We start from the raw sequence: 26,941 nt of genomic DNA, 5'->3' as shown, positions 1-26,941 counted from the left end.
AGAGGGGATCAGATATGAGCGAGCGTCGCTTTACCGAAGACCATGAATGGATCGATCTCGACGGCGAGATCGGCACAGTGGGGATTACCGATTTCGCCCAGGAACAGCTTGGCGAAGTCGTGTTCGTGGAAGTCCCGGATGTCGGCAAGACCGTCGCCAAGGGGGACGAAACCGCCGTCGTTGAATCCGTGAAAGCCGCAAGCGAGCTTTACGCACCGGTGACCGGTGAAGTAGTCGAGGCCAATGCGGCACTGGCCGACACGCCGGATCTGGTGAACAGCGACCCTGAAGGCGCTGCCTGGTTCTACAAGATCAAGATTTCCGACAAGGCCGAGTTCGACGCCCTGATGGACGCGGACGCCTACAAGGCGCACGCGGAGGCCTGAGGCCGGGCGCCGTTCGGGCGCCTGATGCACGAGATGACGTATGGCCTGCGGGCCACAAGGAGCAGAAGAGATGATGGACAACAGGCTGGCCTTCGCCGAACAGGAAGAAAGCGAAGAGTTCATTCGCCGTCATATCGGCCCCGGCCCGGAAGATCAGGCAACGATGCTGAAGGCGCTCGGCTACGAGAACCTCGGCGCCCTGATCGATGCCGCCGTTCCGGCAAAGATCCGCATCAAAGAGCCGCTCGACCTGCCGCCCGCGCAGACCGAAAGCGCGGTGCTGCAGAAGCTCCGGCAATATGCCAACACCAACACGGTGAACCGCACCCTGATCGGCATGGGCTATTACGGCACCCGTGTGCCGGCCGTCATCCAGCGCAACATCCTGGAAAACCCGGCCTGGTACACGGCCTATACGCCGTACCAGCCGGAAATCAGCCAGGGCCGGCTGGAAATGCTGCTAAACTTCCAGACCATGATCGGCGATCTGACCGGTCTGGAAATCGCCAATGCATCGTTGCTGGACGAAGGCACGGCGGCAGCGGAGGCCATGGCTTTCTGCCACAAGGCCTCGAAGAACAAGGGCAACGTCTTCTTCGTCTCAAAGAATTGCCATCCGCAGACCATCGACATTCTGCAGACCCGCGCCGCGCCGGCCGGGTTGACCGTGCTGGTCGGCGATGAGAACGATGCTTTGCCGGAAGACGCCTTTGCCGTCCTGCTGCAATATCCGGACACCAACGGCGCCGTGCATGACTATGCCGGTATCGTCGAGAAAGCCCATGCCCAGGGCGCACTTGCCGTGGTCGCGGCGGACCTGCTCGCCCTGACCCACCTCACCCCTCCGGGCGAGTTCGGCGCGGATGTCGCCATCGGCACCAGCCAGCGCTTCGGCGTGCCGCTCGGCTTCGGCGGCCCGCACGCGGCCTATTTCGCCACCAAGGACGAGTACAAGCGCTCCATCCCGGGCCGCATCGTCGGCGTGTCGGTCGACAAGAATGGCGACCCGGCCTACCGGCTGGCCCTGCAGACCCGCGAGCAGCATATCCGCCGCGAGAAAGCGACCAGTAACATCTGCACCGCCCAGGTCCTGCTCGCCGTCATGGCGGCGGCTTATGCCTGCTATCACGGGCCGGACGGGCTGACCAAGATCGGCCGCCGGGTGCACCGCCGGACCGCTATCCTGGCACAGGGCCTGCGCGAGCTCGGCTACACCATCGCGCACGATAATTTCTTCGACACCATCATCGTGCAGACGGACGACTGGACCGGCTCCGTCATCGAGGCGGCCCGCATCGAAGGCGTCAATCTGCGCATCTTCGAGAACAGTGTCGGCATCTCTCTGGACGAGACCTGCACCCGCGAGCTGGTCGAACGGCTCTGGGCCATGATGGCCTTCGACAGCATGAAGGAACTGACCTACGAGGCCGTCGCCGACCGCACCCCGGACGCCATTCCGGCAAAGCTGGAACGCAGCTCGGACTTCCTGACCCATCCGGCCTTCAACAGCTATCATTCCGAGACCGAGATGCTGCGCTATCTGCGCCGTCTCGCGGACAAGGACGTGGCGCTGGACCGCTCGATGATCCCGCTCGGCTCCTGCACCATGAAGCTGAACGCGACGACCGAGATGATCCCGGTCACCTGGGCTTCTTTCTCCGACATCCATCCCTTTGCCCCCCGCGATCAGGTCGAGGGCTATCATCTGATGATCTCGGAGCTGGAGCGGATGCTGGCCGAGATCACCGGCTATGCCGCCGTCTCCCTGCAACCGAATGCCGGCAGCCAGGGCGAATATGCCGGCCTGCTGGTGATCAGCGCCTATCACGCCAGCCGGGGCGAAGGGCATCGCAATATCTGCCTGATCCCGAGCTCCGCGCACGGCACCAACCCGGCGTCAGCCGCGATGGCCGGCATGAAGGTCGTGGTCGTGAAATGCGACGATGACGGCAATGTCGACATGGCCGATCTGACGTCCAAGGTAGAGCAGCACAGCAGCAACCTCGCCGCCCTGATGATCACCTATCCCTCGACCCATGGCGTGTTCGAGGAGACTGTCACCGAGATCTGCGATCTGATCCACGAGCATGGTGGGCAGGTCTATATGGACGGCGCCAACCTCAATGCCATGGTCGGTATCTGCAAGCCGGGCCAGTTCGGCTCCGACGTCAGCCACCTGAACCTGCATAAGACCTTCTGCATCCCGCATGGTGGCGGCGGACCCGGTGTCGGCCCGATCGGCGTCGGCGCGCATCTGGCGCCGTTCCTGCCGGGCCATCGCAACATGAACGCCCAGGAAACCGCCATCGGCCCGGTCAGCGCCGCGCCATACGGCAGCGCCGGCATCCTGCCGATCTCCTGGAGCTATATCGAGCTGATGGGCGCCAACGGCCTGAAGAAAGCGACCGAGGTCGCGATCCTCTCCGCCAACTATCTGGCGCAGCGCCTCGAAGAGCATTTCCCGGTGCTGTACAAGGGCAAGAACGGGCTGGTTGCGCATGAATGCATTATCGATCTGCGCCCGCTGAAGGATGAAACCGGCGTTACCGTCGACGATGTCGCCAAGCGCCTGATGGATTACGGCTTTCACGCCCCCACCATGTCCTTCCCGGTGCCGGGCACGCTGATGATCGAGCCGACCGAAAGCGAGCCGCTGGCCGAGCTGGAGCGGTTCTGTGCGGCGATGATCGCCATCCGGCAGGAAATCCGCGATATCGAGGAAGGCAAGCTCTCCCGCGACGAGAGCCCGCTGGCCCATGCCCCGCATACGGCCGGAGATCTGATGGCGGACGACTGGGACCGGAAGTATTCCCGCGCCCAGGGCGCCTTCCCGGTCGAAAGCCTGCGGAGCAACAAATACTGGCCGCCGGTCGCCCGGATCGACCAAGCCTACGGCGACAAGCACCTGATCTGCTCCTGCCCGCCTTTGGAGGCCTATCAGGACGCGGCAGAGTAAGTAACGGTGCAAGGCAGTATCCTGCAGGGGACGGGCAAGCGCCCCGTCCCTCTCCGTCTCGATGCGTTGCTGTTCGATCTCGACGGCACGCTCGTGGACACCGCCGAATTGCATGTCGACGCGACCAACGCCGCTCTCGCGACATTCGACCGCGAGATTTCCCGGCCAGACTATGAAGCGCACCTGCATGGCGGCGCCAATGACGACATCCGACACTTTCTGTTTCCCGAAGATCCCGAAGGCAAGGGCCGGGAGTATGTCGACCTGAAGGAGCAGCTGTTCCGGAACAGCGTCGTCCAGCTGGACAGAATGCCAGGACTGACCGAGCTTCTGGACTGGGCCGCCGAGCACAGTCTGAAAACCGCCGTTGTAACCAACGCACCGAGGGCGAATGCGGATCTGATGCTGCGCGCGCTTGGCCTTGCGGACCGCTTCGACGCAATTGTTGTCGCGGAAGAAGTGCCCTTGGGTAAACCGGACCCGGGACCTTATCTGGAAGGCCTCTCTCGCATCGGCTGCACGGCAGAGGCGGCAATCGGGTTCGAGGATTCGCCAAGCGGGCTGACCGCGCTCATCGGCGCCGGTGTCTTTTCAGTCGCAATTACCGGTGCGGGCGATCCAGCTCCACTCATCGGGGCTGATCTCTTAATTGACGACTTCCGGTCACCCGCGCTTCAATCGCTTCGTCACTCCATCCTCAAGCCGCCCCCCTTATAACAGCCCGTTCCGGAAGCGGCCCAAGCCAATCGGCTCCTATGTGCCGCGTGTTGGACCACGAGCCCGGATATTTGCATTTCCAGCGGCATTGCCGGAAGGTGTGCGGCATTGACGGAACGACATGTCGTCACAACCAGTTGAGAGAGGCTTTGCGTGCGCATACTCCTGATTGAGGATGAGCATCATCTTGGCGCGGCTGTCCAGGAGCAGCTTCGAAGCGAGAGCCATGCCGTCGACTGGGTGCAGACGCTGGCCGATGCAGACGCGGCGGCTGTCGCAACTGACTACGAGCTCTTGCTTCTGGATCTGAATCTGCCGGACGGAAATGGTATTGATCTGCTCAAGTCCATGCGTGAGCGGGGTAGTAGCTGCCCTGTGCTCATCCTTACCGCACAGGACCAGATCAGCGACCGGATCGCAGGCCTTAACGCCGGTGCGGACGATTACCTTGTAAAACCCTTCGATCTGGAAGAGCTGTCGGCGCGCATTCATGCGGTGATCAGACGTTATGTTGGAAATCTGAAGCAGGTTGTCGATTTCGGTGACGTCTCGGTCGATATTACGGCAAAGCTGGTTCGAAAGAACGGTGCGGAAATTGCTCTCACGCGGCGGGAATGGGCGATACTCGATCTGCTCTCACGCCGACCCGGCACGGTCATATCGAAGGAAAAGTTTGAGGAAGCGCTCTACGAGTTCGGCGAGGAAGTCGAAAGCAACGCGGTGGAGGTGCATATCAGCCGCTTAAGGAAAAAGCTCGGCGCCGAGTTGATCAACACGCAGCGGGGCGTGGGCTACAATCTGGTGATCTGAATATGGCACGATGGAGCCTTACGCAGCGATTGACTGTCCGCCTGAGCGCGGCTCTCGCACTCCTCTGGATCGCGGCGGCGGTAACGACCGCGTTTGTTATCCGATACGAATTCAACGAGGTATTCGACAGCGCACTTCAGGAAATCGCGCAGCGATTGCTGCCACTTGCGGTCGAAGACCTGAAGGAGCGAGGCGAGCCCGTGGAATGGTCGCGCGAGATCCGCGAAGAGATCGTTGTCGCAGAGCATGAAGAATACCTCATATACCAGATCCGGGCATCAGACGGCCGCGTGCTCATCCGTTCGCACGATGCGCCGAAGCAGGGTTTCAAGACACCCCTGACCCCAGGCTACGCGAACCGGAATGGCTGGCGCGTCTATACCGAGCCGAGTGCCGGCCAGGATGTCTTCATCCAGGTCGCCGAAGCCCTGGATCACCGTGACGAAGCACTCTTCAATCTGGTGCTTACCCTGACCGCGCCTTTGTTCGTGTTGTTGCCCCTTTCCGCCTTCATCGTTCGCTGTTTCGTTCTGGGAACGCTACGTCCGATTACAAGCGTCCGCGCGTCGATCGCTTCTCGCGGAGGCGGTAACACAGCGCCTATCGACGATGAATCACTCCCGCAGGAACTGAGCCCGATTGTGGAAGATGTAAATCGGTTGCTCGAACGCTTGCAGAAATCACTGCAGGCGGAACGCGCCTTTGCCTCAAGCAGCGCTCATGAGCTGCGCACACCCGTGGCCTCTGCCTTGGCGCAGGTATCCCGCCTCAAGGCTGACCTTCAGCAGCATCCGGCAACGGATCGGGTTAGACGGATCGAAGAGATCCTTCGTGAGCTTGGTGGCCTGGTCGAGAAGCTGCTGCAGCTTTCAAGAGCAGAAGCCGGGGTGGCCCTGAAACGCGAGCCGATGAAACTCGGCTACGTCGCACAGTATCTCGTGGATGAATTCGACCGCAAGACACCCTATGCAGGGCTGGTGAAGCTCGTCAATGAGACCGACGAAGAAGGTCAGGATGTTGTAGAGACCGATCTCGATGCGCTCGCGATCGCCCTCCGGAACCTGATTGAAAATGCCCTGGTTCACGGCGCGAAGGATTGCACGGTGATCGTGCTGATCGGGAAAGACTGTTCGATTCGGGTGATCAACGAAGGCGCTGTCGTTCCCGGTGAGAAGTTGTCTCACCTGACGGACCGGTTTTCCCGCGGTCGTTCCAGATCCGAAGGCAGCGGCCTCGGGCTCGCGATCGTGAAGACGATCGTGGAGCAGGCTGGAGGAACGCTCGAACTCCGGTCCCCGACGACCGGACGCAATGACGGGTTCGAGGCGATCATCCGCTTTTAGTAACCCAACCGTTTTTTTCAAAGCTGTCAGGTTCACGTCAGGTTTGCGTGAGAGTGTTGCACGCTATACGGCGACTCTCGTCGCGAATGGAGCCGAGGAGAAACTAATGGCTAGCTTCGACGAACTCGATGACGACTGGAACGAAAAGTTGTTCGCAGAACTCGCCCATGATGACGACGACGACGATGATGATGAAGATGATCATTACGACCATCTTTATGATAGCGATGACGATGACGATGACGATGATGACTACGGCGATCTGGATGATGACCATCTGGAAGGGCACGAAGGTCATGACGATCTGTATGGCGGCATCGGCTCGGACTTGTTGTATGGCCGAAACGGCGATGATGATCTCTATGGCGAAGCCGACGATGACATCATCTACGGCAACACTGGCTCCGATCACCTCGACGGAGATGATGGGTACGACATTCTCTACGGGGGACAAGACAACGATACCGTCCTCAGCGGGAACGGAGACGATTTTGCCTATGGCAACTTCGGCAATGACACGCTGGATGGTGGCGCTGGCAATGATTGGCTGCATGGCGGGCGGGACAACGACACGATCGACGGCGGTGACGGCAACGACATAGTGAACGGCGGCCGCCATGACGATCAGCTGACCGGCGGAGCCGGTGCCGACACGTTCGTGTTCGCAGGCCAGTCCGGTCAGGACACGGTCTATGATTTCGCCCCGGACAACGGTGATGTCATCGCGTGGGACCCGATTGATGTCGAGGGTGATGCCAACGATGGTCCCGAAAGCGCTCAGGAATTGCTGTCTCGGGTTACCGAGAACGAAAACGGCGATGCGGTGATCGCGCTCGGTGGGGACAACACTGTCACCCTTATCGGCGTCGCGCCAAGCGATCTCAGTGCGGCAGACTTCTTGATCATCTGATTTCAGATTAATGTGTACGAGCCCCGCAATCTCTGTTGCGGGGCTCGTTCTTTATTTTCAACCCCGGTTGAAGAGCCCGCCCAATTCCGCACGGCCAATAGAGAGGCATGCGCCGCTGCCATCGGTTGACGATTGGCGATTGACGACTCCTTCGCGCCTGCGCTCCACTCCTCTCTTGCCCCCCTCCTGAAAGACGGACCCCCTTGAGCAAGAGCGTCAATCGTGTGAAAGCAGCCGCCGAGGCGGCCGGGCTGACCATCGAGATCCTGCGTATGCCGGACTCTACACGGACCGCCGCCGAAGCCGCCGCCGCCTGCGGCTGCGATATTGCGCAGATCGTGAAGTCGCTGATCTTCAAGGGTGGCGAGACGGGGGCGCTGAAACTGCTGCTGGTCTCCGGCGCCAATCAGGTGGATCTGGAAAAGGCGGCGGCGCTGGTTGGCGAGCCGCTGGAACGGGCCGATCCGAAGGAAGTCCGCGAGATCACCGGTTTCGCCATCGGCGGTGTCTCCCCGCTCGGACATCTGACCCCGGTCACGACCTGGATGGACGAGACTTTGCTTGGCTTCGGAACAGTCTGGGCGGCGGCCGGTGCGCCGAATGCGGTGTTCGAGATCACCGGCACCGCGCTTCGTGACGCCACCGGCGCCACAATCGCAGATCTCGGTTAACGCTCGGCCGAAGAGGTTTCTTCCGTCGCCTCCATCCCTGGCAACGGGCCGCCGAGCAGATCGTCAATGAACAGGCTGACCAGTTGGGAGCGGCTGGTCACCCCGGCCTTGGCATAGATGCGGGTAAGCTGGGCCCTGACAGTGCTTGCCGCGGTCCTTCGGATCTCCGCGATTTCCGCTATCTCGAACCCCTTGATGGCGAGCATCGCAACGTTTGCTTCGGCACCAGTCAGTTGCCAGTGCTTGAAATGCTCTCCGATCATCGTACCAAGCGCGCCGGACGCAATCGTTACAGCTTCTTCCGCCCGTCCCGCCTGCTCGATCGTCCGGCGCATTTCAATTGCACCGAAGACGATGCCTGACACAAGTGCGACAGCAACAGCCGCCTCCAGCACATCGTGCCCGGACAAGCCGGAGAAGTGCAGATCCCTGATCGCGTCGCCGACAAAGAACACCGCGCAAACGGACTGCAGAACAAGAACGGCGGCGAGCCCATAGACCCGCCGCCGCAATCTGGCTTTTGAATCAGTGTCGCCCAAGAATGCCCCCTCACACAGGCCCGGACTTGCCGCGCCGGCTCCATGTCATTTGCCGGATCAGATTGATCCCGGAAAGTCTCGATTCCAGCAATACACCGCCGACATGCAAGGCGGCCATGAGAACCAGGAGATTTGCCGTAACCTCATGCACCTCTTCGGCAACCTCGCCAATCTGGCTGGCCTCACCGAAATTTTCCAGCAGGATGCCCGTTCCGGCAACCGCGAACAACATGCCCCACAGCCCATAGACCATCAGCGCGCCCAGAGGATTGTGGGACCGGTTTGCCTCTCCATGCCCATGCCTGCCGGGACTTAACATGGTCCGGGCACGATCCCGCGCGGCCGTCAGGCTGGGCGGAAAGGAAGAGAACCGGGCGCGTCGGGCTCCGACGACGCCCCAGATCATCCGCAACACGACCATCGCGAGCGCCACATAACCGAGCCATTCATGCAGCTCCGAATGTTCCGAAACGACAGTGAAATTCAGCAGGACGCAGACCGCGACGGTCCAGTGTGTGATGCAGACGACCGGGTCCCAGAGCCGAAGGGGCACCGGGCGGCTCCCGTCCATCAGTCCTTGCGCTCCTGTTCGAGGGTCTTACCGGTCACCGGATCGAGTTCCAGCTCCCACGTCACACCATCGCGTTTCACATAGACCTCGATCTCATCGTCGTCGTGTTCCAACCGGATAATTTCGTAGCCCTGCTTTTCGAGCAGGGTCCGGACCTGTGCATCCGACAGCCGCTCGCCGGATTTGCTGTCGGTTCCGGCAACGCTGTAACCAACCAGGGGAATGGCGATGAGCGCCGCAGCGCAGACACCGAGCATCAGCTTCTTCATGACTGTCTCCAATCTTCAGATTGTCCGACAACATGATTGCCGCCGGTGATCTGCAGATGGCGCATGACATACCGTTACGGAATGCGCTTTTCGCTTATGAGAAGCCCTGTAAGCGGATGCTTACGCGCAGGATTAGCTCAGAGCTTTAGGCCTTTGTCCTCACTCTCGTCGCCGTCATGCTTGTCCGGCTGCCCGCCCTTCGGATTGACCCGGCGGATGATAATGTCGCCGTTCGGCAGGACTTCCGGTGCCTCGTATTGCGGGATCGAGGAAAAGAAAGCGCGCAGGCCGTCGAGCACCATCTGCGCTCCGCGCTCGATCGTGTCTGCAGGCGGCTCTTCGGCGGCCCTTGCAGGTCCCGCGGCGACGGCCATGGACAGGCCAAGAAGTACGGCTAGCGACGGTAGAGTCTTCATCTATGGCTCCTTTGTCAGGACAACCCATCATAGCCATGATTTAGCCGACAAAAAGGCAGAGGCAAGTTATCTGCCCCGCCCGGCAACCACGGCACCGGTGACACCATTCAGATCCTCGACCAGTGTGCCAATCTCCTCCCGGCTCATGCCGATGGTCTCGAACAGGCAGGCCGCGACGTCCCAGGACTTCTGCTTCAGCTCCCGCCCCTCCGGCATAAGGGAAACCTGCACCTGGCGTTCGTCGTTGGCGGTACGGCGGCGGCGCACCAGCCCTGCACTTTCAAGCCGCTTCAGCAAAGGCGTCAGGGTGTTCGATTCAAGATGCAGCAGCTCACCAAGCTGACCGACGCTCTGATCGTCCTGCTCCCACAGGGCCATCAGCACCAGATATTGCGGATAGGTCAGCCCGAGCTCTCCCAGAAGCGGCTTGTAGAACCGGTTCATGGCGTGATGCGCCTTGTAGAGGGCGAAACACAGAAAGTCGTCCAGATGAGGCGGCTGGTGCTTTTCCGAATGCGGGTCCGTCATGGATCTCTCCAGAGAGGTTCAGGAGAAATTTAATCGCACACGATTTAATCGCAAGCCCTTGACGCTATCGACATGAGCATTATTTATATCGTGCACGATATATTTATCACCGCACTTCAAGGAGCCTAATCATGTCAGTGAATGTCCTCTACACCATCGGCGCCACCGCAACCGGCGGCCGGGACGGCCAGGCAAAAACCAGCGACGGCGCGCTCGACGTCACGCTCTCGACCCCGAAGGAACTCGGCGGCGCGGGCGGCGCAGGTAACAATCCGGAACAGCTTTTCGCGGCGGGCTATGCCGCCTGCTTTCTCGGCGCCATGAAGTTCGTCGCTTCCCAGGGAGACTCTTCGGTGAAGATCACGCCGGAGGCCACCGTCTCTTCCGAAGTCGGCATCGGCCCGCGCGCGGAAGGCGGGTTCGGGCTTGAGGTATCGCTCGCCGTTTCCGTTCCCGGCGCGGACAAGGACGCGGTGCAGGATCTGATCGAGAAAGCCCATCAGGTCTGCCCGTACTCGAACGCAACACGGAACAATATCGACGTGAAGCTGTCGGTCGCCTGAGGCCGATCCATATTCCCGAAAGAACCAGCGGACCGCCTATTGGCGGTCCGTCCGTTATTCGTTCCGCAGCAGCGGTGCCGCTTTCTGTGACAGAGCACTCCAGGTGCCGATCAGGCCGAGCGTGATGGTGATCGCCGTCGAGAAGGCCGCCGTCAGCACAACCGACGGCGCGTCGAAGGCGAAATCGCCCCGCATCAGCTGGGTGATAACCACATAGCCGATGACCGTGCCGATCAGGGCCGCGACCAGAGATGTGGCGAGGCCGAGCAGGCCGTATTCCATGACATAGGCAGTCAGCACCTTCCGCCGGGTCGCGCCGAGCACCTTCAGCACTACAGCGTCGTAGATCCTACGCTGATGACCCGAGATGACAGCGCCCGCCAGTACCAGCACACCGGCCAGCAGCGTCACCGATGCGGTGATCCGGATAGCGATACCGACCGCGTCCATGATCCGCCCGGCATTCTCCAGCGCATCCTTCACCCGGATGGCGGAGACATTGGCGAACCGGTCCGTGACCGCCCGCTGCACCGCCTCTTCCGCCTCCGGTGTCTCGGCATAGACCGTCGAGATGATGCTGTGCGGCGCCGCCTCCAGCGTGCCGGGAGCGAAGACGAAGACGAAATTCATCCCGAGCGACTGCCACTCGATATTCCGCAGGTTATGCACCGTCGCGGTGATCTCGCGCCCCAGCACGTTCAGCGTGATGGTATCGCCGACACCGATGCCGTAGCCGCGCGCGATTTCCGCGTCGAAAGACAGCAGCGGCGGACCGCTATAATCCTCCGGCCACCACTCACCCTCGACCAGATCGGTGCCGGGTGGCGGCGTGGCGGCATAGGTCAGGCCGCGATCGCCGTTGATGGTCCATTGCACGTCTGGATCGACCTTGCGCTCCGCGACAGGTACACCGGCAATCTGCACGATCCGGCCGCGCACCAGCGGCGTGCGTTCCATCTTGGTGATGCCGGGCACGCTCTCCACCGTCTCGATAAAGCCGTCAACCTGGTGCGGCTGAATATCGATGAAGAAATAGGACGGCGCGATTTCCGGAATCTGCTCTTTCAATTGCCGCGACAGGTTGGCCTCGATCAGGGCGATGGCCACCAGCACGGTAAGACCAAGCCCGAGGGAAAGGATCACGCTGGCGGTCGGCGCACCGGGCCGGTGCAGGTTGGCAATGGCCAGCCGCAGGTCCGGGCGCTTCGGCGTCGGTATCATGCGGGCACCCCGGACGATAAGCTGGGCTCCACCGCCGAACAGTAACAGAACACCCACAGCCCCGGCGATAAACCCGCCAGCCAGTTTCGGATCGTCCGTTGCAACCACAGCCAACCCGGCCAGAATCAGGGCGCTGATCGCACTGGCAACAATGTATTTACCGGCAGGCCGTCCGGACGGCGGCACGATCAGGGCGCGGAAAAGCTGCGCCGCACGCACAGCCCCCGCCCGGCCGAGCGGCCATAGCGAGAAGGCGACGGTGGTCAGGTAGCCGAAGGCGCCGGCGGTCAGCAGCGGCTTCCAGTAAAGCCCGCCCGGCACTTCGAACGGCAGCATGCCGCTGATCAGCGTGCCCGCGATCAACGGCGCCAGCGCGCCAATGGCGAGCCCGGCGCCGATACCGACGGTAGCAACCGCCAAAATCTGGATGAAATAGGCGGTGAAAACGGTCCCGGTCGTGGCACCGAGGCATTTCAGGGTGGCAATGGTCGCCATCCGCCGGTCGAGGAAGGCCCGCACCGCATTGGCGATGCCGACACCGCCGACCAGAAGCGCGGTCAGCCCGACCAGTGTCAGGAATTGCGTCACCCGGTTGATGAAACGGTCGAACCCCGGGGCAGCGCGGTCGACGCCGCGTATCCGCCAGCCCGCGTCAGGGAATTTCTTGTTGGTTTGCTCGATCCAGTCGGCTCCCTTGATGCCCTGTTTCAGGGCGATCAGGTAGTGGAAGCGGATCAGGCTGCCGCGCTGGACCAGACCTGTCTCCGGCAGGGAAGCCGCCGGGATCATCACGCGCGGCCCGAAGGAGGCAAAGCTGACGGCCCGGTCCGGCTCTTTCGCGATGACGTCGCGGACCTCGAAGATGGCCTCTCCAACTTTCAGGCTATCACCCGGCACAAGCTCAAGCCGGGTCGCAAGAGCCTCATCCACCACCGCGCCGTAGGTACCGTCGCGCAGCGCCAGTTCCGTCTGGATGGCGCCACCTTTTTGCAGATCAAGGGAGCCAAACATTGGGTAGGCGTCGCTCACCGCCTTCAGCTCGACCAGAGTGCGCCGGTCAGCATCCGTCTTGCGGGCCATGGCACGCATCTCGACGGTTTTGGCCACGGTGCCGGACTGGTGGAACCAGTCGATCTGTTCGGGTGCCGCCTCGCGGTGGGTGTAGCGGATCTCGATATCGCCGCCAAGGATCTCCCGGGCGTCCCGCTCGACCCCGGCCATCATGGCCGAGGAAACGGAGCCGACACCTGCCATCGCCGCCACGCCAAGGGCGAGGCAGGCCAGGAACACGCGAAAGGACGAAGCGGCGCCGCGCAGCTCCCGGCGGGCAATCGTCAGGGCAATGAAGAAATTTCGCATCAGGCGCTCTGCCGCTCGGCTGCCGCACCGTCATCCGGTTGGGCGACCTCACCGGGTGCCGTGCGTCTGGTATCCCCTACGATCTTGCCATCGGCCATGGAGATCACCCGGCTACAATGTTCCGCGAGGGCCATGTCATGGGTGATCAGCACCAGGGTAGTGCCGTGGGTCTCGCTCAACTCAAAAAGCAGTTCCATGATGTTGTCGCCGGTAGCACCGTCGAGATTTCCCGTCGGCTCGTCCGCCAGCAACAGTTTCGGCCGGGTGACGAAGGCGCGGGCAATGGCCACGCGCTGCTGCTCGCCTCCGGAAAGCTGGTCCGGGTAGTGCGTCACCCGATGCGCCAGTCCTACCTTGGCGAGGCTCTCTTCTGCGACAGCAAAGGCATCGCGGGAGCCCGCCAGCTCAAGCGGTATGGCCACATTCTCCAGAGCTGTCATGGTCGGCACCAGACGGAAGGCCTGGAAGACGATCCCCACCGTATCCCGGCGGAACACGGCAAGCGCATCCTCGCTCATGGCGGAAAGGTTGTGATCGGCGACGGAGACACTGCCGGAGCTGGCCTGCTCAAGTCCGCCCATCACCATCATCAGGGTCGACTTCCCGGCGCCGGACGGCCCGACGATGCTGACCGTCTCGCCGGCAGTCACCTCAAGATCGATTCCGCGGAGGATATTGACCTCGCCCGCCCCGCTCCTCAGGTTAAGGTGCAAGTCGGACAGTCGGATCAATGCCATGAGTGAGTCTTCCCAGATTAAACAACGGCGGAGCCCGGCATCGCCAGACGCCCCGGAATTATGCGCACCTCCGCCATATAGGGTTACCATGGTGCATTGCAACGCTGTCAGCCGTGCTTTCCGACGCTGTGCCGCGGTTGTCTTCCCGGCGTTATTGTTGATTTTCCTCACTCTCGGCCCAGTAGCACATGCCGAGATCCGCATCCTCGGCCTCGGTGACAGCCTGATGGCAGGGTATGGATTGCCCCCGGGCGACGGTTTTCCCGACCAGTTGCAAAACGCGCTGCGGGCTACGGGTATCGACGCCGAAGTGGTGAATGCCGGTGTGTCCGGCGATACCAGTGCAGGCGGACGGGCCCGGCTGGACTGGGCACTTGCCTCCAATCCGCACGCGGTGATCCTGGAACTTGGCGCGAATGACGGTTTGCGCGGGCTGGAGCCGGCGGAAACCAGACGCAATCTCGACGCCATACTGACGACGCTCGATGAAAAAGGCCTGCCGGTTCTGCTCGCGGGCATGCTGGCGCCGCCCAATCTCGGCCAGGAATATGGCGCAGAGTTCGAGGCGGTTTTCCGGGAACTGGCAGAGAAGCACGCGGTGCTGTTCTACCCCTTCTTCCTCGATGGTGTCGTCGGCGACCCGGCGCTTAACCAGAAGGACGGCATCCACCCGACCAGGGAGGGCGTTGCCATCATCGTCAAACGCATCATGCCGCGCGTGAAAGAGCTTATCTCGAAAAGCAAGACAGCCGCCCGTTGATCCCGGACGCGCCCAGCGCTTAAACTCCGCGCCTTCGGGCCCTGCCTGCCCGGCTATCTATCGCCCGTGAGCCAATCGCCTATCTGCCAATCAACGGAAGTGAGCTGCCAATGGAATACCGCCCGCTCGGACGAACGGACCTGCGCGTCAGTGTGATCTGCCTCGGAACCATGACCTATGGCGAGCAGAACAGCGAAGCCGAGGGCCATGAGCAGATGGACTACGCGCTGGAGCGCGGCGTCAATTTCTTCGACACGGCGGAAATGTATTCCGTGCCGCCCCGCGCCGAGACCTACGGCCGGACTGAGGAAGTCATCGGCACCTGGGTCAAGGCCAGCGGCAAGCGGGACAAGGTGATCCTGGCGACCAAGGTGGTCGGCCCGGGCGAGCGCTTCGCCCATGTCCGCGACGGCAAACCCAAGTTCAACCGCGAGCACATTACGGCTGCGGTCGATGCCAGCCTGAAGCGGCTGCAGACGGACTATATCGACCTCTACCAGCTGCACTGGCCGGAGCGTTCCACCAACACTTTCGGCAAGCTCAACTATGTGCATGCCGAGGAGCAGGACTGGACACCGCTGGAAGAGACCCTCGGCGTGCTGGCCGACCTGATCAAGGAAGGCAAGATCCGGCATATCGGCCTTTCCAACGAGACGCCCTGGGGCACGATGAAATGCATCGCGCTGTCCGATGCCATGGGCCTGCCGCGCCCGGCCTCCGTGCAGAATCCCTACAATCTGCTGAACCGCAGCTTCGAGGTCGGTCTGGCCGAAGTGGCGATCCGCGAGGATTGCGGACTGCTTGCCTACTCGCCCATCGCCGGCGGCGTGCTCAGCGGCAAATATCTCGACGGCGCGCAGCCTGAAGGCGCCCGCATGACGCTGTTCCCCGGCAATTTCTCACGTTATCTGAAGCCGAATGCCGAGGAAGCCACGATCGCCTATGCCAAGCTCGCTAAAGAGTACGGATTCGCGCCTGCGGACCTCGCCAACACATTCGTTAACACCCGCCAGTTCACCACCTCGAACATCATCGGCGCGACGACGATGAAGCAGCTGGAAAGCAATATAGACACTGCTGAAATGGTGCTTCCGGAAGCCCTTCTGGAAGAGATCGAAAAGGTTAACCAGCTGTACTCAAATCCCTGTCCTTGACAGCCTGCGCGAGCGTGATAGCCAATTATGTATGAACAGGTTGTTCGTCGCGCTCGCGCTACCCGACCATGTCCGCGCCGCACTCTCCCGGCTGCGCCGCGGTTTTCCCGGCGCCCGTTGGGTCGCGGAAGAAAACTTTCACCTGACATTGAGATTTATCGGCGCGGTCGATAACCGGGCGATGGACGACATCGCCGCGCAACTGGATCGTGTCCGCGAGCCGGGTTTCGACCTTGAGCTCGACGGTTTCGGCTGCTTCGAGACCAAGGGCCGGGCCCGCGCGCTATGGACTCGGGTCGTGGCCAGCGACGAATTGCTTCATCTGCAACGCAAGATCGACACCGCTCTTGATGCGGTCGGCGTCGAACGCGAGACCCGCAGGTTCAAACCTCATGTGACACTGGCCCGCTTCAAGGACGCGCCGCTCGGCCCGGTAAATGATTTCATCTGCGAGGCGAGCCCGTTCAGCACCGGGCCGTTCCCGGTCGGCTCCTTCACGCTCTATCGCAGTTTTCTCCACCGGGACGGACCGATCTACCGTCCCGAAGTGGTCTATCCGTTGGACGGTGATGCCTTTTCAGATCCCTATTTCGACGAATTCAGGGACGAAGAGGATTACGAAATCACAGACGGCGCCGCCCTTTCGTCGCATTAAGGCGGCATCGACACGGTTTTTTCACAAAGATCTGCAAGGATAGCTGCCCGGCAGGAAGGCTTTGGTGGACCATGCTTCGTCTCGTTTGTTTGATCCTCGTGTTCGTTTGTTCCCTACCGCGCATCGGCGCGGCCGACATCCCGGTTGATATAGAGCTGGTTCTGGCCATCGACTGTTCTTCCAGTGTGGATGATGAGGAATTCGCCCTGCAGGTCTCCGGCATGGCCAACGCCTTCCGCGATCCGATGATCCAGGACGCCATCCAGAACGGTGTCGAAGGCGCCATCGGGATCTCCATCATCCAGTGGTCGAGCGAGCGTTTCCAGAATGTCGCGGTGCATTGGCGCCTGCTGACCGGTCCCGCCGACGCGAACAATCTGGCAAACGAGATCGAGGCGATGCCGCGCACCATCGGCACCGGTGCGACCTCGATAGCAAACGCGCTGCTTTTCGCCGCCAACAGCTTCAACGGGAACGGCATGGAGGGGTTCCGCCGGGTGATCGACATGTCGGCGGACGGCGAGAACAATCAGGGCCTCGACATTCATATCGCCCGCGCCCAGGTGCTGGCCCGCGGCATCACGATCAACGGACTGGCGATCCGGAATGAATTTCCCAATCTCGACATCTATTTCGAGGACCGGGTGATCGGCGGCGACAGGGCTTTTACCGAAGTGGCGAAAGATTACGAGGACTACCGAAACGCCATCTTCCGGAAACTTTTCCGCGAACTGCGCGACGTCCCCGTTGCGGACGGGTCCGGCCTTGACCCATCATGGAACGAGGCGCTGCTCATGGAGCGGCGCTGAAGAATCAGTTCGAACGCGGCGACCAACGTGGCGATCAGGGTGACGGTTTGAGATTTCTGAAGGCGGTTCTGGGCCTGTTTCTTTTCTGCCTCGGGCCGTCTTCCGTTGCCCAGAGCGAGTACCCGGTCGATGTCGAACTGGTGCTCGCCATTGATTCCTCCGCCAGCGTTGATCGCAATGAATTCGACCTGCAGCTGCGCGGTCTCGCCCTTGCCTTTAACGATCCGGACGTGCAGCAGGCCATCAAAAACGGCGCCTTCCAGGCCATCGCGGTTACCCTTATCGAATGGTCCAGCGTCGACCGCCAGGCGGTCAACATTCCCTGGCGTCTGATCAACAGCGTCGAAAGCGCCGAAGCCTTCGCCGCGGACATCGCCTCCTCGGCCCGCATGGTCGATACCGGCGCCACCTCGATCTCGGCCGCCATCGCCTACAGTGTGCCCCTGTTCGCCGTGAACGGCTTCGCCGGACAGCGCCAGGTGATCGATATTTCAGGAGACGGCTTCAACAATTCGGGCCGGTTGATGCAGGAGGGCCGTGAGATAGCCAGCAATGCCCGCGTCACCGTCAACGGGCTGGCGATCCAGAATCAGGTGCTGGATCTCGGCGGCTATTTCGAGGAAACCGTTATCACCGGCCCCGGCGCTTTCGTCATCACCGCAGCGGACTACGAGGACTATATCCATGCAATCCGGCGGAAATTATTGCGGGAAATCAAGGCGGCGCCGATTTCTTAGGAGCGCACGCCCTCAAACCCGTTCAGGAATGCCGCCAGATTGGCGCCGAGCTGATCGGAGATGTAACCGCCTTCCTGCACCAGCAGGCTCGGGTATCCGGCTTCCGAAATCGTCCGGCCCATGCGGCGGAAGCCGTCCGTGGTGACCTTGCAGAAAGCCAGCGGGTCGGCTTCGGAGGCGTCGAGACCGAGGGCGACGACGAGCACATCCGGCTTGAAGGCAGCCACGCTTTCCAGCGCGTCGGCAAGGACGTCCATATAGGCGTCGTCGCCGGTGCCTTGCGGCAGCGGGTAATTCACGTTGCAGCCCGCACCGTCACCCTCGCCGGTCTCGCCCGCGAAGCCTGTGAAGAACGGATAGTAGGCCGCCGGATCGCCATGCAGCGAGACGGTCAGCACGTCGCCACGCTCATAGAAAATGCCCTGCGTGCCGTTGCCGTGATGCACATCCACGTCGAGGATCGCGACCTTTGCCGCTCCCCGGTCGCGCAGACGCTGGGCGGCGATGGCGGAATTGTTGAGGAAGCAGAAGCCGCCTGCCTGATCTGCGTAGGCATGGTGCCCCGGAGGGCGGCAGAGGGCGTAGAGATAGGCCCCACTGTTCCCGCCGTCGAGATCCTGCGCCAGCATGTCCGCGCTGGTCACTGCGACGTCCGAGGAGGCCAGAGCCCCTTCCCAGGTGCCTGCGCCGATCGGGCAGGCCGTGTCCGCCTGATAATGGCCTGACTGGGCAACGATATGCTGCGGCGGCTGTGACATGTTGCGGCCGGAATGCACGTTCGGGATGATCTCGTCCGCATGGTCCGGCAACGCGCACCAGCGCTCCCAGGCATTCTCCAGAAAGTCGAGATAGCCCGCATCGTGTATCCGGGCCGCAGGAGCAGCACCGTGCGTACTGGTCGGGATCAGATCATGCCCGGCTTCCGTTGCCGCCTTGAACAGGATTTCCGCCCGTTCCGGCCGCTCCGGGCTCTGCACGATGGCGCCCCGCGTAATGAACCGTTTCGGGGCATGCGCCGCATGTCCGTCCGTATAAACCACACGCATCTTGTTTGCCGTCCGAGAGGAAGGTTAGAGAGGAATGTTGTCGTGCTTCTTCCAGGGGTTTTCGAGCTGTTTGTTCTTCAGCATCGAGAGGCCCCGGCAGATCCGCCGCCGCGTGTTGTGCGGCAGGATGACATCGTCGATATAACCGCGCGCACCGGCCACGAAGGGATTGGCGAATTTCTGGCGGTATTCCTCGGTCCGTTCGGCGATTTTCTCCTCGTCGCCGAGATCGCCCCGGAAGATGATCTCCACCGCGCCTTTCGGCCCCATCACGGCGATTTCCGCCGTCGGCCAGGCGAAGTTCAGATCGCCGCGCAAATGCTTCGAGCTCATGACGTCATAAGCGCCGCCATAGGCCTTGCGGGTGATCACCGTGATTTTCGGCACCGTGGCTTCGGCATAAGCATAGAGCAGCTTGGCGCCGTGCTTGATGATGCCGTTGAACTCCTGCGAGGTGCCCGGCAGGAAGCCCGGCACGTCGACGAAGGTGACAATCGGAATGTTGAAGCAGTCGCAGAAGCGGACGAAGCGCGCCGCCTTCTTCGAGCTTTCGATATCGAGGCAGCCGGCCAGCACCATCGGCTGGTTGGCGACGATGCCCACCGTCGAGCCCATCATCCGGGCGAAACCGACGATGATGTTGCCGGCATAGTTCGGCTGGATCTCGAAGAAATCGCCCTCGTCGACGACCTTCTCGATCAGCTCCTTCATGTCGTAGGGCTTGTTCGGATTGCTCGGCACCAGCGTGTCGAGCGAGATTTCCGGCCGGTCCATCGTATCGGCGGTCGGCCGCACCGGCGGCTTTTCCCGATTGTTCAACGGCAGGAAGTCGATAAAGCGGCGGAGCTGCAGCAGCGCCTCGACATCGTTCTCGAATGCCATATCGGCAACGCCGGACTTGGTGGAATGCGTGACCGCGCCGCCCAGTTCTTCCTGGGTCACGGTCTCATGCGTCACGGTCTTCACCACGTCCGGGCCGGTGACGAACATGTAGGAGCTGTCCTTCACCATGAAGATGAAGTCGGTCATGGCCGGGGAATAGACGGCCCCGCCGGCGCACGGGCCCATGATCATGGAAATCTGCGGCACCACCCCCGAGGCGAGTACGTTGCGCTGGAACACTTCGGCATAACCGCCGAGGGAGGCTACGCCTTCCTGGATGCGGGCCCCACCGCTGTCATTCAGCCCGATGACCGGCGCACCGACCTTCATGGCCTGATCCATCAGCTTGCAGATCTTCTCCGCATGGGCTTCCGAGAGAGAGCCGCCGAAGACGGTGAAATCCTGACTGAAGACGAAAATCATCCGGCCGTTCACGGTGCCGTAGCCGGTCACCACGCCATCGCCCGGCACCTTGTTCTCGGCCATGCCGAAATCGGTGCAGCGATGCTCGACGAACATATCCCATTCCTCGAACGAGCCTTCGTCGAGCAAGACCTCGATGCGTTCCCGCGCTGTCAGCTTGCCTTTGGCATGCTGCGCCGCGACCCGCTTCTCGCCACCGCCCGCACGCGCTGCATCGCGCATTTCCCCGAGCCGCTCAATGATTTCCTGCATACGTCTAATCTCCCTGGATCGCGCCACGATAGGCGCAGCCCGCGCGGTGCGTCAAACCCGGCAGAAGGTAATGAAACGGGCGGCGTTCGTCATGTCCGTTGCCATCGCCTTGCGGCGGGCCGTCGCTTCCCAGTCCTCGCCCCAGCGCTCGGCCTGGAACAGCTCGTCCAGCAGTGCGTATTCGATGCCTTTTTCCGCCTCGATGCGGCCTTCCAGAACGGACAGCGCGATGACGAGCGAGCCGAAACCGGTTGTCAGCTGATAGAGCCCTGAGAGGACCAGATCATTGTGATCGGCAATCTCACCACGCAGTGCGGCAAGAGCCTCTTCACTCTGGGTCAAGGGCATGATCCCGGCAGTGACGGCAAGCTCGGCGCCGAATCGCTCCCGGCACCAGTCCAGCAGCGGCTGCCATGACTTGGCCTGCCGGATCACCAGATCATCAGGGTCTTCCGCCCGGTAGCAAACCAGATCGGAGCCGCCATAAGCGACGATCTGATCGATCACGGCGTCGCGCTGCGGCGTCACCCGATCGATGCCGGTCGATGCCAACGACATGAACGGCATGGAAGCCGGGAGAATTTTCTCCTCCTGGGCATTCCATTCGGTCGCGATTTCCACCGCGAGTTCTTCCCCCGGCAGCAGCAGCGGCGCCTTCGCCGGGGTACGGACCGGTCGGTCATCAAGCAGAACCTGATAGCCGCCTTCCGCCGCCCCGACCGAGGCCGCCTTGTAGAACCGTTTCACGCACTCACTCCAAGACTTTCTTGATCCCGCCGAACAGGCCGTCGACCGCCTTGCCAGGCAGCTTCAGAACACCTTTGCCGGTCTCGACAGCGCCGTTACCCTTGCCTGAACTCTTGTTCGCCGCCCTGCCGATTGCAGCCGCTTCCTCCAGACTCTTGCCTTCTGCCAGCGCGAGCGCCGCCGGGCAAGGGTCTTCCGTCTCGCCGGAAGACATCAAAGGCAGCACGAGCGCCAACGGGTTAACCACCGTCAGGGCCACGGCGCCCGCACCAAGCACAGCGCTTTTCGCCGCTCCCGCCGCATCGGGCAGGAAAGTCGGGTCGGACAACGGACCGGAAATCCGGATGGGAGTCGCAAGGCTGAGGAAAGCGAAATCCTTGGGCTTGGGATGAAGCAGGAAATCGACTTTCTCATCGCGCAAATCTAGGGTGCCAGCCCCGCCAACCGTGACCCGGGAGCTGTCGACCAGAAAGACCCTGGATTTCGCTATGCCGTCGGCAATATCGAACCGTGTGGCCATGCAATTCAGCTTCGATTCATTTTCCGCCTTCTTGCCGATGGAGGGCAGCAGGCTGGTCACCAGATCGGCCGCGATCAGCTCCCAATAGGTGTTCGAGACAGTGCCGTCTTTCAGGTAAAGCGCAACATGGCCGTTCACCGTATCCATCGCCTCGCGCGGGGTGCGCCCGCTCGCGGTCAGCTTGGCCGAGGTATTGCCATAACCACGGAACACTTCCGTCTCGAAATACTCCCGCAGCACATTGCCGAAATGAGCGCCGGTCCAGGTGCCGTCGATCGAGAAACCGGTCATCGGCGCCTTGCTACCGTCGACCGTTGCTTCCAGCTTGACCAGCCCCTCGTTGAAGACACCTTCTGACGGGTAAACGGAGAGTACCCTGTCCTGCAGGGCCGCATTCAGGTCCAGGTTGGTAACGACCAGCCCCGGCAGGCGAAGGTCGCCGACAGTGAGCTTGATGGTTCCGTCCGCCCGGTCCAGCATCTCTGTCGGGAATGGCTTGTCCAGCGCTTCGTCGGACGGCGCATCGGCCTTGACCTTCTTGGCCGGGTCGCGGGGAGCCGCTGGCTCTCCGTCATCAAGATAGGGCTCAAGATCGAGGAACGTGCTGGCCAGATCGATAGCCCCTTTCGGCCGCTCGCCTTCCATGCTGAGCTTGAGGGAGCCAGTCAGATCCGACTTACCGATTCGGGCATCCAGGCCGGAGATCTTGAAACTGGTGAAACGGTCGTCTACCTGCACCAAGGTCAGCTGGCCCTTGATCGCGACCTTCTCGCCGACGGCCATGCCATTGAAATCGAACGGCAGTGCCTGTTCCTTTTCGACCAAGGCCTTGATGGAGGGAAACTGGCCAGCAATATCGATTTCCTTCTTGCCGAAACGCCCGGCTATTTTTCCGGTGATCGGTTTCGACATGGACTCGGCCTTCAGGGACAGCGTGTCGATTTCGACGCGTTCGTCCGGCCCGGCCGAGGCCGCCGTATAGCGCACTTTGTCCATTTCGATGCCGAAGGTACCGTCAATCGAGGACAGCATCGCGGCAATCGTGCGGCCCTGACCGATCAGATCGATATCGATATCCGCCTTCCCGGAAGCCTTGCCGTCGGCGCCGAGACGGTCCGCGGCGACACCGAGATCGATACCCTTCCAAAATACGCGGGAGGACACCTTGGTGCGAATACCCGACGGCTCAACCCGCGCGGAAGCAGACAGTTTCGCCTTGGCCAGCATCATTTCCGGAATGGAGACCGACAGCACCTGATCCTGCAGACTGACCGCTATATCGAGATCCCGTACCTTGTCCTGCGCCGTCGCAACTTCGGCTGCCCGGATATGGGCCTCACCGGAAATACCTTTCAGAACGATCTTGTTCAGCGGCGTATCGAGCCGGATATCTCCAACATTCTCGACCAGTTTCAAAACGGCTTCCGGATTGGTTCCGCTGGCATCGAGCTGGATGTCGAGCTTGGATATGGTGGCATCCCGGCCCGCGCCCGGGCCAGCCGGGTCAGTGTAACGGACCAACGGAAGTGCGGCTTTGGCATTGACCGTTGCGCCCGCCATCAACTCTCCCACGGTCCTGCCGGATGTCTTCACTGAAACGTTCAGATCGCCACTCGCCTCAAGGCCGGCCGTATCCATTGCGGTGCCGGCGAGCCGGTCGAAGTCGGCGCCCTTGATGGAAAGATCCACAGCTGCCACAAGAGCACGGTCGTCCTTCTCCACCTCCGCCTGCAACTTGATCGGCGAGTCCGCATAGACTGCCCAGAAGGGAGAAACCGACAGCTTTCCATCCTTCAAGGCGACGGTCAGCGCAATGTCCGAGGCCTCGGCGGCGCTCGATTTGAAGGCCTTCACGTTCAGCGAAAGATCGATGTCGGCCTGCTCCAGCCAATCCGTGGAGATACGGTCGTCCATGATATCCCGGATATCGCCAGTCGCCGAACCGCTGCCGCTCTTCGCGCCACGGCCGGGTCCCGCCAGCGCTTCGATCTGACGCAAATCAATGAGTTGGGACTTCAGAGTACCGGAAAGACTGGGAACGCGACCGGCGGTATCAAGCTTCAGATCGCCCGAGATATCGGAGGAAAACAGGTGGGCCACCAGCCCCTGAACAGCGATGTTGGCGGGCACGCCATCCTCATAGGCGAACAGCAATTTACCCGCGACGCGAAACGGCTGCCCCATGGCCTCGCCGCTAATATCGAAGGGCTGCGGCGCGCTGGCATCTCCAAGTGCCACGGCGGGCGGCAAGGTGCCTGCCACATCGATGCGCTTGCCGTTGACGGACATCTTGACGATGGCTTCAACCGGGTTTTCGAAATCAGGCGCAACCAGATCGACGGAATCGATATCGACGCGATGCTCCTGTCCCTCAAGCTTGTCGCTGTAGACCACATCGACATCGATCAGGGTGATGCTTTCGATAACCGGAAAGATGCTGCTGCGAGAGGGTCCGGTCTCCTCGTCCTTGTCCTCGCCTGCCTCATCGGAGCCGAGCAGCCAGTTCGCCCGGCCATCGGCTTCCCGCAGCAGGTTCACCTTGGCATGTTCGAGAAACAGCCTCTCGACGATCACGACTCCGTCGAACACCCGGTCGAGATCGAGGTCCAGTTCCATGGTCCCTACCGAGACCATGTCCGCGTCACCGGCCCAGGCCGCATTCTGGAAACGGACATCCTCGACCCGGATTTTGGGCTCCCAGGACAGCTCATACGTCAACGGACCGGAAATCGTCAGGGTACGGCCCGTGGCCTTCTGAACCTGTTCCGCGACGATCCGCTTAACATCCTCCTCGTCGAGGGACGTCAGGTAGACCGCAGCACCTCCAGCAAGGGCAACAACCATCCCAAGGAAAGACAACAGGAGAATTTTCAGAATGCGCATTTAGCCGCTCCCATCAGAATGCCAGAAGCCGCTCGACCTCCGCATCCAGATCATCAAAATGATCAATCACCGCACCGGGACCGAAAGACACAAGGTCTTCACGCTCATGGTAGCCCCAGGTCACCGCAACCGACGTCACCGAGGCGTTCCGCGCCGTTTCCAGATCGTACACCGTATCGCCGACCATGATTGTGGCGGATGCCTCAACCCCGGCCTCGTTCATTGCCTGAATCAGCATGCCCGGATGTGGTTTTCCCGGTGCCGTGTCCGAGGTCTGGATGCTGACGAAGCGATCGATCAGCCCATGTACCTCCAACGCATGACGGGCGCCTCTGGTTCCCTTGCCCGTAGCAAGGGCGATCAGATAACCCGCCGCATCCAAGCGTTCCACCACTTCCTTCGCACCCGGCATCAACGGCTCATGCCGATCGCCGCGGTCCAGCCTTGCGCGGTGGTCGCCGCGATAATCCTGTACCAGCCGCTCGCACTTTTCCGGTGAAATGTCCGGCAGCAGCGACCCGATGATGGCTTCCAGCGGCAGGCCGACCCCTGCCCGCACGACGGCGGGATCGGGAGCGGCAAAACCATTGCTCTCAAATGACCGTGTCATTGAGGCGATAATATGGTGCTGGCTATCGATAAGGGTACCGTCCATGTCGAAAACGACCAGCCGCAATGGATCGGATGACCGCATTCAGACACCCTCGCGCAGCGCATCCGCGCCGCCTTCCGGATCGAAACCGAAGAAATCCCATGCCTTCAGCATATGGTCCGGCAAGGGCGCGGTGACCTTGAGCAGGGAGCCGTTCGGCCGCTTCACCTCGATCTCGCGGGCATGCAAATGCAGCTTGCGAGACAGGCCTTCGGCCACCAGGAAGGCTTCCGGGCCGCCATACTTGCCGTCGCCGAGGATCGGCGCCCGCCGTTCCATCATATGAACGCGGAGCTGGTGGGTTCGGCCCGTGATCGGGCTGAGCGCCACCCAGGCGACGCGTTTGCCGAGTTGCTCGACCACTTCGTAGTCCGTCAGGGACTTTTGTCCCGTTTCGTAATCAACCGCCATCTTCTCACCAGCCTTGCCGGGCAGCTTGGAGATGGGAATGTCGATCCGGGCCACCCTCGGCTTGACCTCACCGAGCACCAGTGCCCAGTAGATCTTGCGCGTGGTCTTTTCCCGGAACGCCGCCGTAAGCCAGCGGGCTGCCGCAGTCGACCGGGCGATCAGCAGGATGCCGGAGGTATCCTTGTCGAGCCGGTGCACCAGCTTTGGCCGTTCGGAGCGGCCAAAGCGAAAGCCGTCCAGCATGCCGTCGACATGCACTTTCTGCCCGGTCCCGCCTTGGGTAGCGATGCCGGCCGGCTTGTCCAGCACGATCACATCGTCATCCATGAACAGGATCCGCTCGCGCATTTCCTCCAGCATGGCCTCGTCGATGCGGGGTTCCTTGCCGGGGCGACTGTCAGCCGTCGGCGGGCTGGTTTCCTTGTCTCCAAGCGGCGGCAAGCGCAGATATTGCCCCTCTTCGAGACGCTGGTTCGCCTTCACCCGCTTGCCGTCGACCCGGACCTGTCCGGTACGCAGCAGCTTTTCCAGCCGGCCATGGCCGAGGCCCGGATAATGCTTCTTGAACCAGCGGTCGATGCGCATATCCGCATCGTCGCCCTTAACCTGAATAGTCTGAACTCCGCTCATGCGAAGAGTCCTCTCATCACGGCGAGACCGCCGAACATGGCAAGAATGGCCCCCGCCACCGATAGCGCGACATAGACGCCCGCAAGCATCAGATTGCCGCGCTCCGTCAGGGTCGCGACGTCGAGCGCGAAGGTGGAGAAAGTGGTGAAGGCACCGCAAAAACCAACGATTAGAAAAGCCCGCGCTTCCAGCGGCAGACTGAACCTGAAGGCCAGCCCGCCGGCCAGCAGGCCGAGCAGGAACGAGCCGCCAATGTTCACCGTGATTGTGCCGTACGGGAACCCGCTGCCAAACAGATGCATGGCAATGGAACCGACTTTATGGCGGGCGAGCGCACCGAGCGCTCCGCCGCACGCAATGGCAAGGAGCATGTACATCAGCGCT

General features: G+C 61.6%; 27 protein-coding genes. 13 read left to right on the top strand and 14 right to left on the bottom strand.

What is annotated here, in order from left to right:
• Positions 1-14 precede the first annotated feature (14 nt).
• The 7 genes from gcvH to K328_RS0115900 all read left to right on the top strand — a co-directional run bounded on the left by gcvH (position 15) and on the right by K328_RS0115900 (position 7,793).
• Positions 15-386 carry a glycine cleavage system protein GcvH gene (gcvH, locus tag K328_RS0115930; protein WP_028466825.1) on the top strand — a complete coding sequence of 124 codons (372 nt, stop codon included), beginning with the start codon at positions 15-17 and terminating at the stop codon, positions 384-386.
• A gap of 70 nt (positions 387-456) precedes the next feature.
• Positions 457-3,342, top strand: coding sequence for an aminomethyl-transferring glycine dehydrogenase (gene gcvP, locus K328_RS0115925; RefSeq protein ID WP_028466824.1), 2,886 nt, complete (start codon positions 457-459; stop codon positions 3,340-3,342).
• Between the two features lie 6 nt (positions 3,343-3,348).
• Entirely contained in the window at positions 3,349-4,059 is a 711-nt protein-coding gene (locus K328_RS0115920; RefSeq protein WP_051284986.1) for an HAD family hydrolase, read from the top strand.
• A gap of 153 nt (positions 4,060-4,212) precedes the next feature.
• Positions 4,213-4,869, top strand: coding sequence for a response regulator (locus K328_RS0115915; RefSeq protein ID WP_028466822.1), 657 nt, complete (start codon positions 4,213-4,215; stop codon positions 4,867-4,869).
• Positions 4,870-4,871: 2 nt separating this feature from the next.
• Entirely contained in the window at positions 4,872-6,212 is a 1,341-nt protein-coding gene (locus K328_RS0115910) for an ATP-binding protein (protein ID WP_036554665.1), read from the top strand.
• Between the two features lie 106 nt (positions 6,213-6,318).
• Positions 6,319-7,122 carry a calcium-binding protein gene (locus K328_RS0115905; RefSeq protein WP_051284985.1) on the top strand — a complete coding sequence of 268 codons (804 nt, stop codon included), beginning with the start codon at positions 6,319-6,321 and terminating at the stop codon, positions 7,120-7,122.
• 203 nt (positions 7,123-7,325) lie between these two features.
• On the top strand, positions 7,326-7,793 hold the full coding sequence (locus K328_RS0115900) for a YbaK/EbsC family protein (RefSeq protein ID WP_028466819.1): 468 nt from the start codon (positions 7,326-7,328) through the stop codon (positions 7,791-7,793).
• Here the strand turns inward: K328_RS0115900 and K328_RS0115895 are convergent.
• From K328_RS0115895 to K328_RS24390, 5 genes are all read right to left on the bottom strand, one after another.
• On the bottom strand, positions 7,790-8,332 hold the full coding sequence (locus K328_RS0115895) for a helix-turn-helix transcriptional regulator (protein WP_051284984.1): 543 nt from the start codon (positions 8,330-8,332) through the stop codon (positions 7,790-7,792). The two genes, K328_RS0115900 and K328_RS0115895, sit on opposite strands and share 4 nt — an antisense overlap.
• A gap of 10 nt (positions 8,333-8,342) precedes the next feature.
• Entirely contained in the window at positions 8,343-8,903 is a 561-nt protein-coding gene (locus tag K328_RS24395) for a cytochrome b/b6 domain-containing protein (RefSeq protein ID WP_051284983.1), read from the bottom strand.
• Positions 8,903-9,172, bottom strand: a complete 270-nt coding sequence (locus K328_RS0115885) for a PepSY domain-containing protein (RefSeq protein ID WP_028466817.1) — start codon at positions 9,170-9,172, stop codon at positions 8,903-8,905. Before K328_RS0115885 ends, K328_RS24395 begins: the two co-directional genes overlap by 1 nt.
• 137 nt (positions 9,173-9,309) lie before the next feature.
• A complete protein-coding gene (locus K328_RS0115880; protein WP_028466816.1) occupies positions 9,310-9,588 on the bottom strand; it encodes a hypothetical protein in 279 nt (92 codons plus the stop codon).
• 66 nt (positions 9,589-9,654) lie between these two features.
• Complete coding sequence (locus K328_RS24390) at positions 9,655-10,116, bottom strand: MarR family winged helix-turn-helix transcriptional regulator (RefSeq protein ID WP_036554662.1); 462 nt, start codon at positions 10,114-10,116, stop codon at positions 9,655-9,657.
• 131 nt (positions 10,117-10,247) lie between these two features.
• Between K328_RS24390 and K328_RS0115870 the strand changes: the two genes are divergently transcribed.
• The gene (locus K328_RS0115870; protein WP_028466815.1) at positions 10,248-10,679 is read left to right on the top strand and encodes an organic hydroperoxide resistance protein; all 432 of its coding nucleotides are present in this window, start codon (positions 10,248-10,250) and stop codon (positions 10,677-10,679) included.
• Positions 10,680-10,733: 54 nt separating this feature from the next.
• Here the strand turns inward: K328_RS0115870 and K328_RS0115865 are convergent, their stop codons facing one another.
• Positions 10,734-13,259, bottom strand: a complete 2,526-nt coding sequence (locus K328_RS0115865) for an ABC transporter permease (RefSeq protein WP_028466814.1) — start codon at positions 13,257-13,259, stop codon at positions 10,734-10,736.
• Entirely contained in the window at positions 13,259-13,996 is a 738-nt protein-coding gene (locus tag K328_RS24385; RefSeq protein WP_051284982.1) for an ABC transporter ATP-binding protein, read from the bottom strand. The genes K328_RS0115865 and K328_RS24385 overlap by 1 nt, the downstream gene beginning before the upstream one ends.
• A 157-nt stretch (positions 13,997-14,153) precedes the next feature.
• Between K328_RS24385 and K328_RS24380 the strand changes: the two genes are divergently transcribed.
• The 5 genes from K328_RS24380 to K328_RS24365 all read left to right on the top strand — a co-directional run bounded on the left by K328_RS24380 (position 14,154) and on the right by K328_RS24365 (position 18,111).
• Positions 14,154-14,756, top strand: coding sequence for an arylesterase (locus K328_RS24380; RefSeq protein WP_245577570.1), 603 nt, complete (start codon positions 14,154-14,156; stop codon positions 14,754-14,756).
• A 110-nt stretch (positions 14,757-14,866) separates the two neighbouring features.
• On the top strand, positions 14,867-15,910 hold the full coding sequence (locus K328_RS0115850) for an NADP(H)-dependent aldo-keto reductase (protein WP_028466813.1): 1,044 nt from the start codon (positions 14,867-14,869) through the stop codon (positions 15,908-15,910).
• A 31-nt stretch (positions 15,911-15,941) separates the two neighbouring features.
• The gene (gene thpR / locus K328_RS24375) at positions 15,942-16,565 is read left to right on the top strand and encodes an RNA 2',3'-cyclic phosphodiesterase (protein WP_084608343.1); all 624 of its coding nucleotides are present in this window, start codon (positions 15,942-15,944) and stop codon (positions 16,563-16,565) included.
• Positions 16,566-16,636: 71 nt separating this feature from the next.
• Positions 16,637-17,374 carry a DUF1194 domain-containing protein gene (locus tag K328_RS24370; protein WP_051284981.1) on the top strand — a complete coding sequence of 246 codons (738 nt, stop codon included), beginning with the start codon at positions 16,637-16,639 and terminating at the stop codon, positions 17,372-17,374.
• Entirely contained in the window at positions 17,341-18,111 is a 771-nt protein-coding gene (locus K328_RS24365) for a DUF1194 domain-containing protein (protein WP_051284980.1), read from the top strand. The genes K328_RS24370 and K328_RS24365 overlap by 34 nt, the downstream gene beginning before the upstream one ends.
• Here the strand turns inward: K328_RS24365 and K328_RS0115830 are convergent.
• The 7 genes from K328_RS0115830 to crcB are packed head-to-tail and all read right to left on the bottom strand — an operon-like array spanning position 18,108 to position 26,934.
• Positions 18,108-19,157, bottom strand: a complete 1,050-nt coding sequence (locus K328_RS0115830) for a histone deacetylase family protein (RefSeq protein WP_028466812.1) — start codon at positions 19,155-19,157, stop codon at positions 18,108-18,110. The two genes, K328_RS24365 and K328_RS0115830, sit on opposite strands and share 4 nt — an antisense overlap.
• Before the next feature lie 24 nt (positions 19,158-19,181).
• Positions 19,182-20,714, bottom strand: coding sequence for an acyl-CoA carboxylase subunit beta (locus tag K328_RS0115825; RefSeq protein WP_028466811.1), 1,533 nt, complete (start codon positions 20,712-20,714; stop codon positions 19,182-19,184).
• Positions 20,715-20,765: 51 nt separating this feature from the next.
• Entirely contained in the window at positions 20,766-21,461 is a 696-nt protein-coding gene (locus K328_RS0115820) for an ATP12 family chaperone protein (RefSeq protein WP_028466810.1), read from the bottom strand.
• 4 nt (positions 21,462-21,465) lie between these two features.
• Positions 21,466-24,864, bottom strand: coding sequence for an AsmA family protein (locus K328_RS0115815; protein ID WP_028466809.1), 3,399 nt, complete (start codon positions 24,862-24,864; stop codon positions 21,466-21,468).
• A 13-nt stretch (positions 24,865-24,877) separates the two neighbouring features.
• Positions 24,878-25,558 carry an HAD-IA family hydrolase gene (locus K328_RS24360; RefSeq protein WP_036554659.1) on the bottom strand — a complete coding sequence of 227 codons (681 nt, stop codon included), beginning with the start codon at positions 25,556-25,558 and terminating at the stop codon, positions 24,878-24,880.
• Positions 25,559-26,557, bottom strand: coding sequence for an RluA family pseudouridine synthase (locus K328_RS0115805; RefSeq protein WP_028466808.1), 999 nt, complete (start codon positions 26,555-26,557; stop codon positions 25,559-25,561).
• Positions 26,554-26,934: a fluoride efflux transporter CrcB gene (gene crcB / locus K328_RS0115800; RefSeq protein ID WP_028466807.1), complete on the bottom strand. Its 381-nt coding sequence runs from the start codon at positions 26,932-26,934 to the stop codon at positions 26,554-26,556. Before crcB ends, K328_RS0115805 begins: the two co-directional genes overlap by 4 nt.
• Positions 26,935-26,941 lie beyond the last annotated feature (7 nt).

The sequence above is a fragment of the Nisaea denitrificans DSM 18348 genome, assembly GCF_000426505.1.
Lineage (GTDB): Bacteria > Pseudomonadota > Alphaproteobacteria > Thalassobaculales > Thalassobaculaceae > Nisaea > Nisaea denitrificans.
Note: the sequence above shows the minus strand (reverse complement) of the source record. Positions and strands in the feature narration are given on the sequence as shown.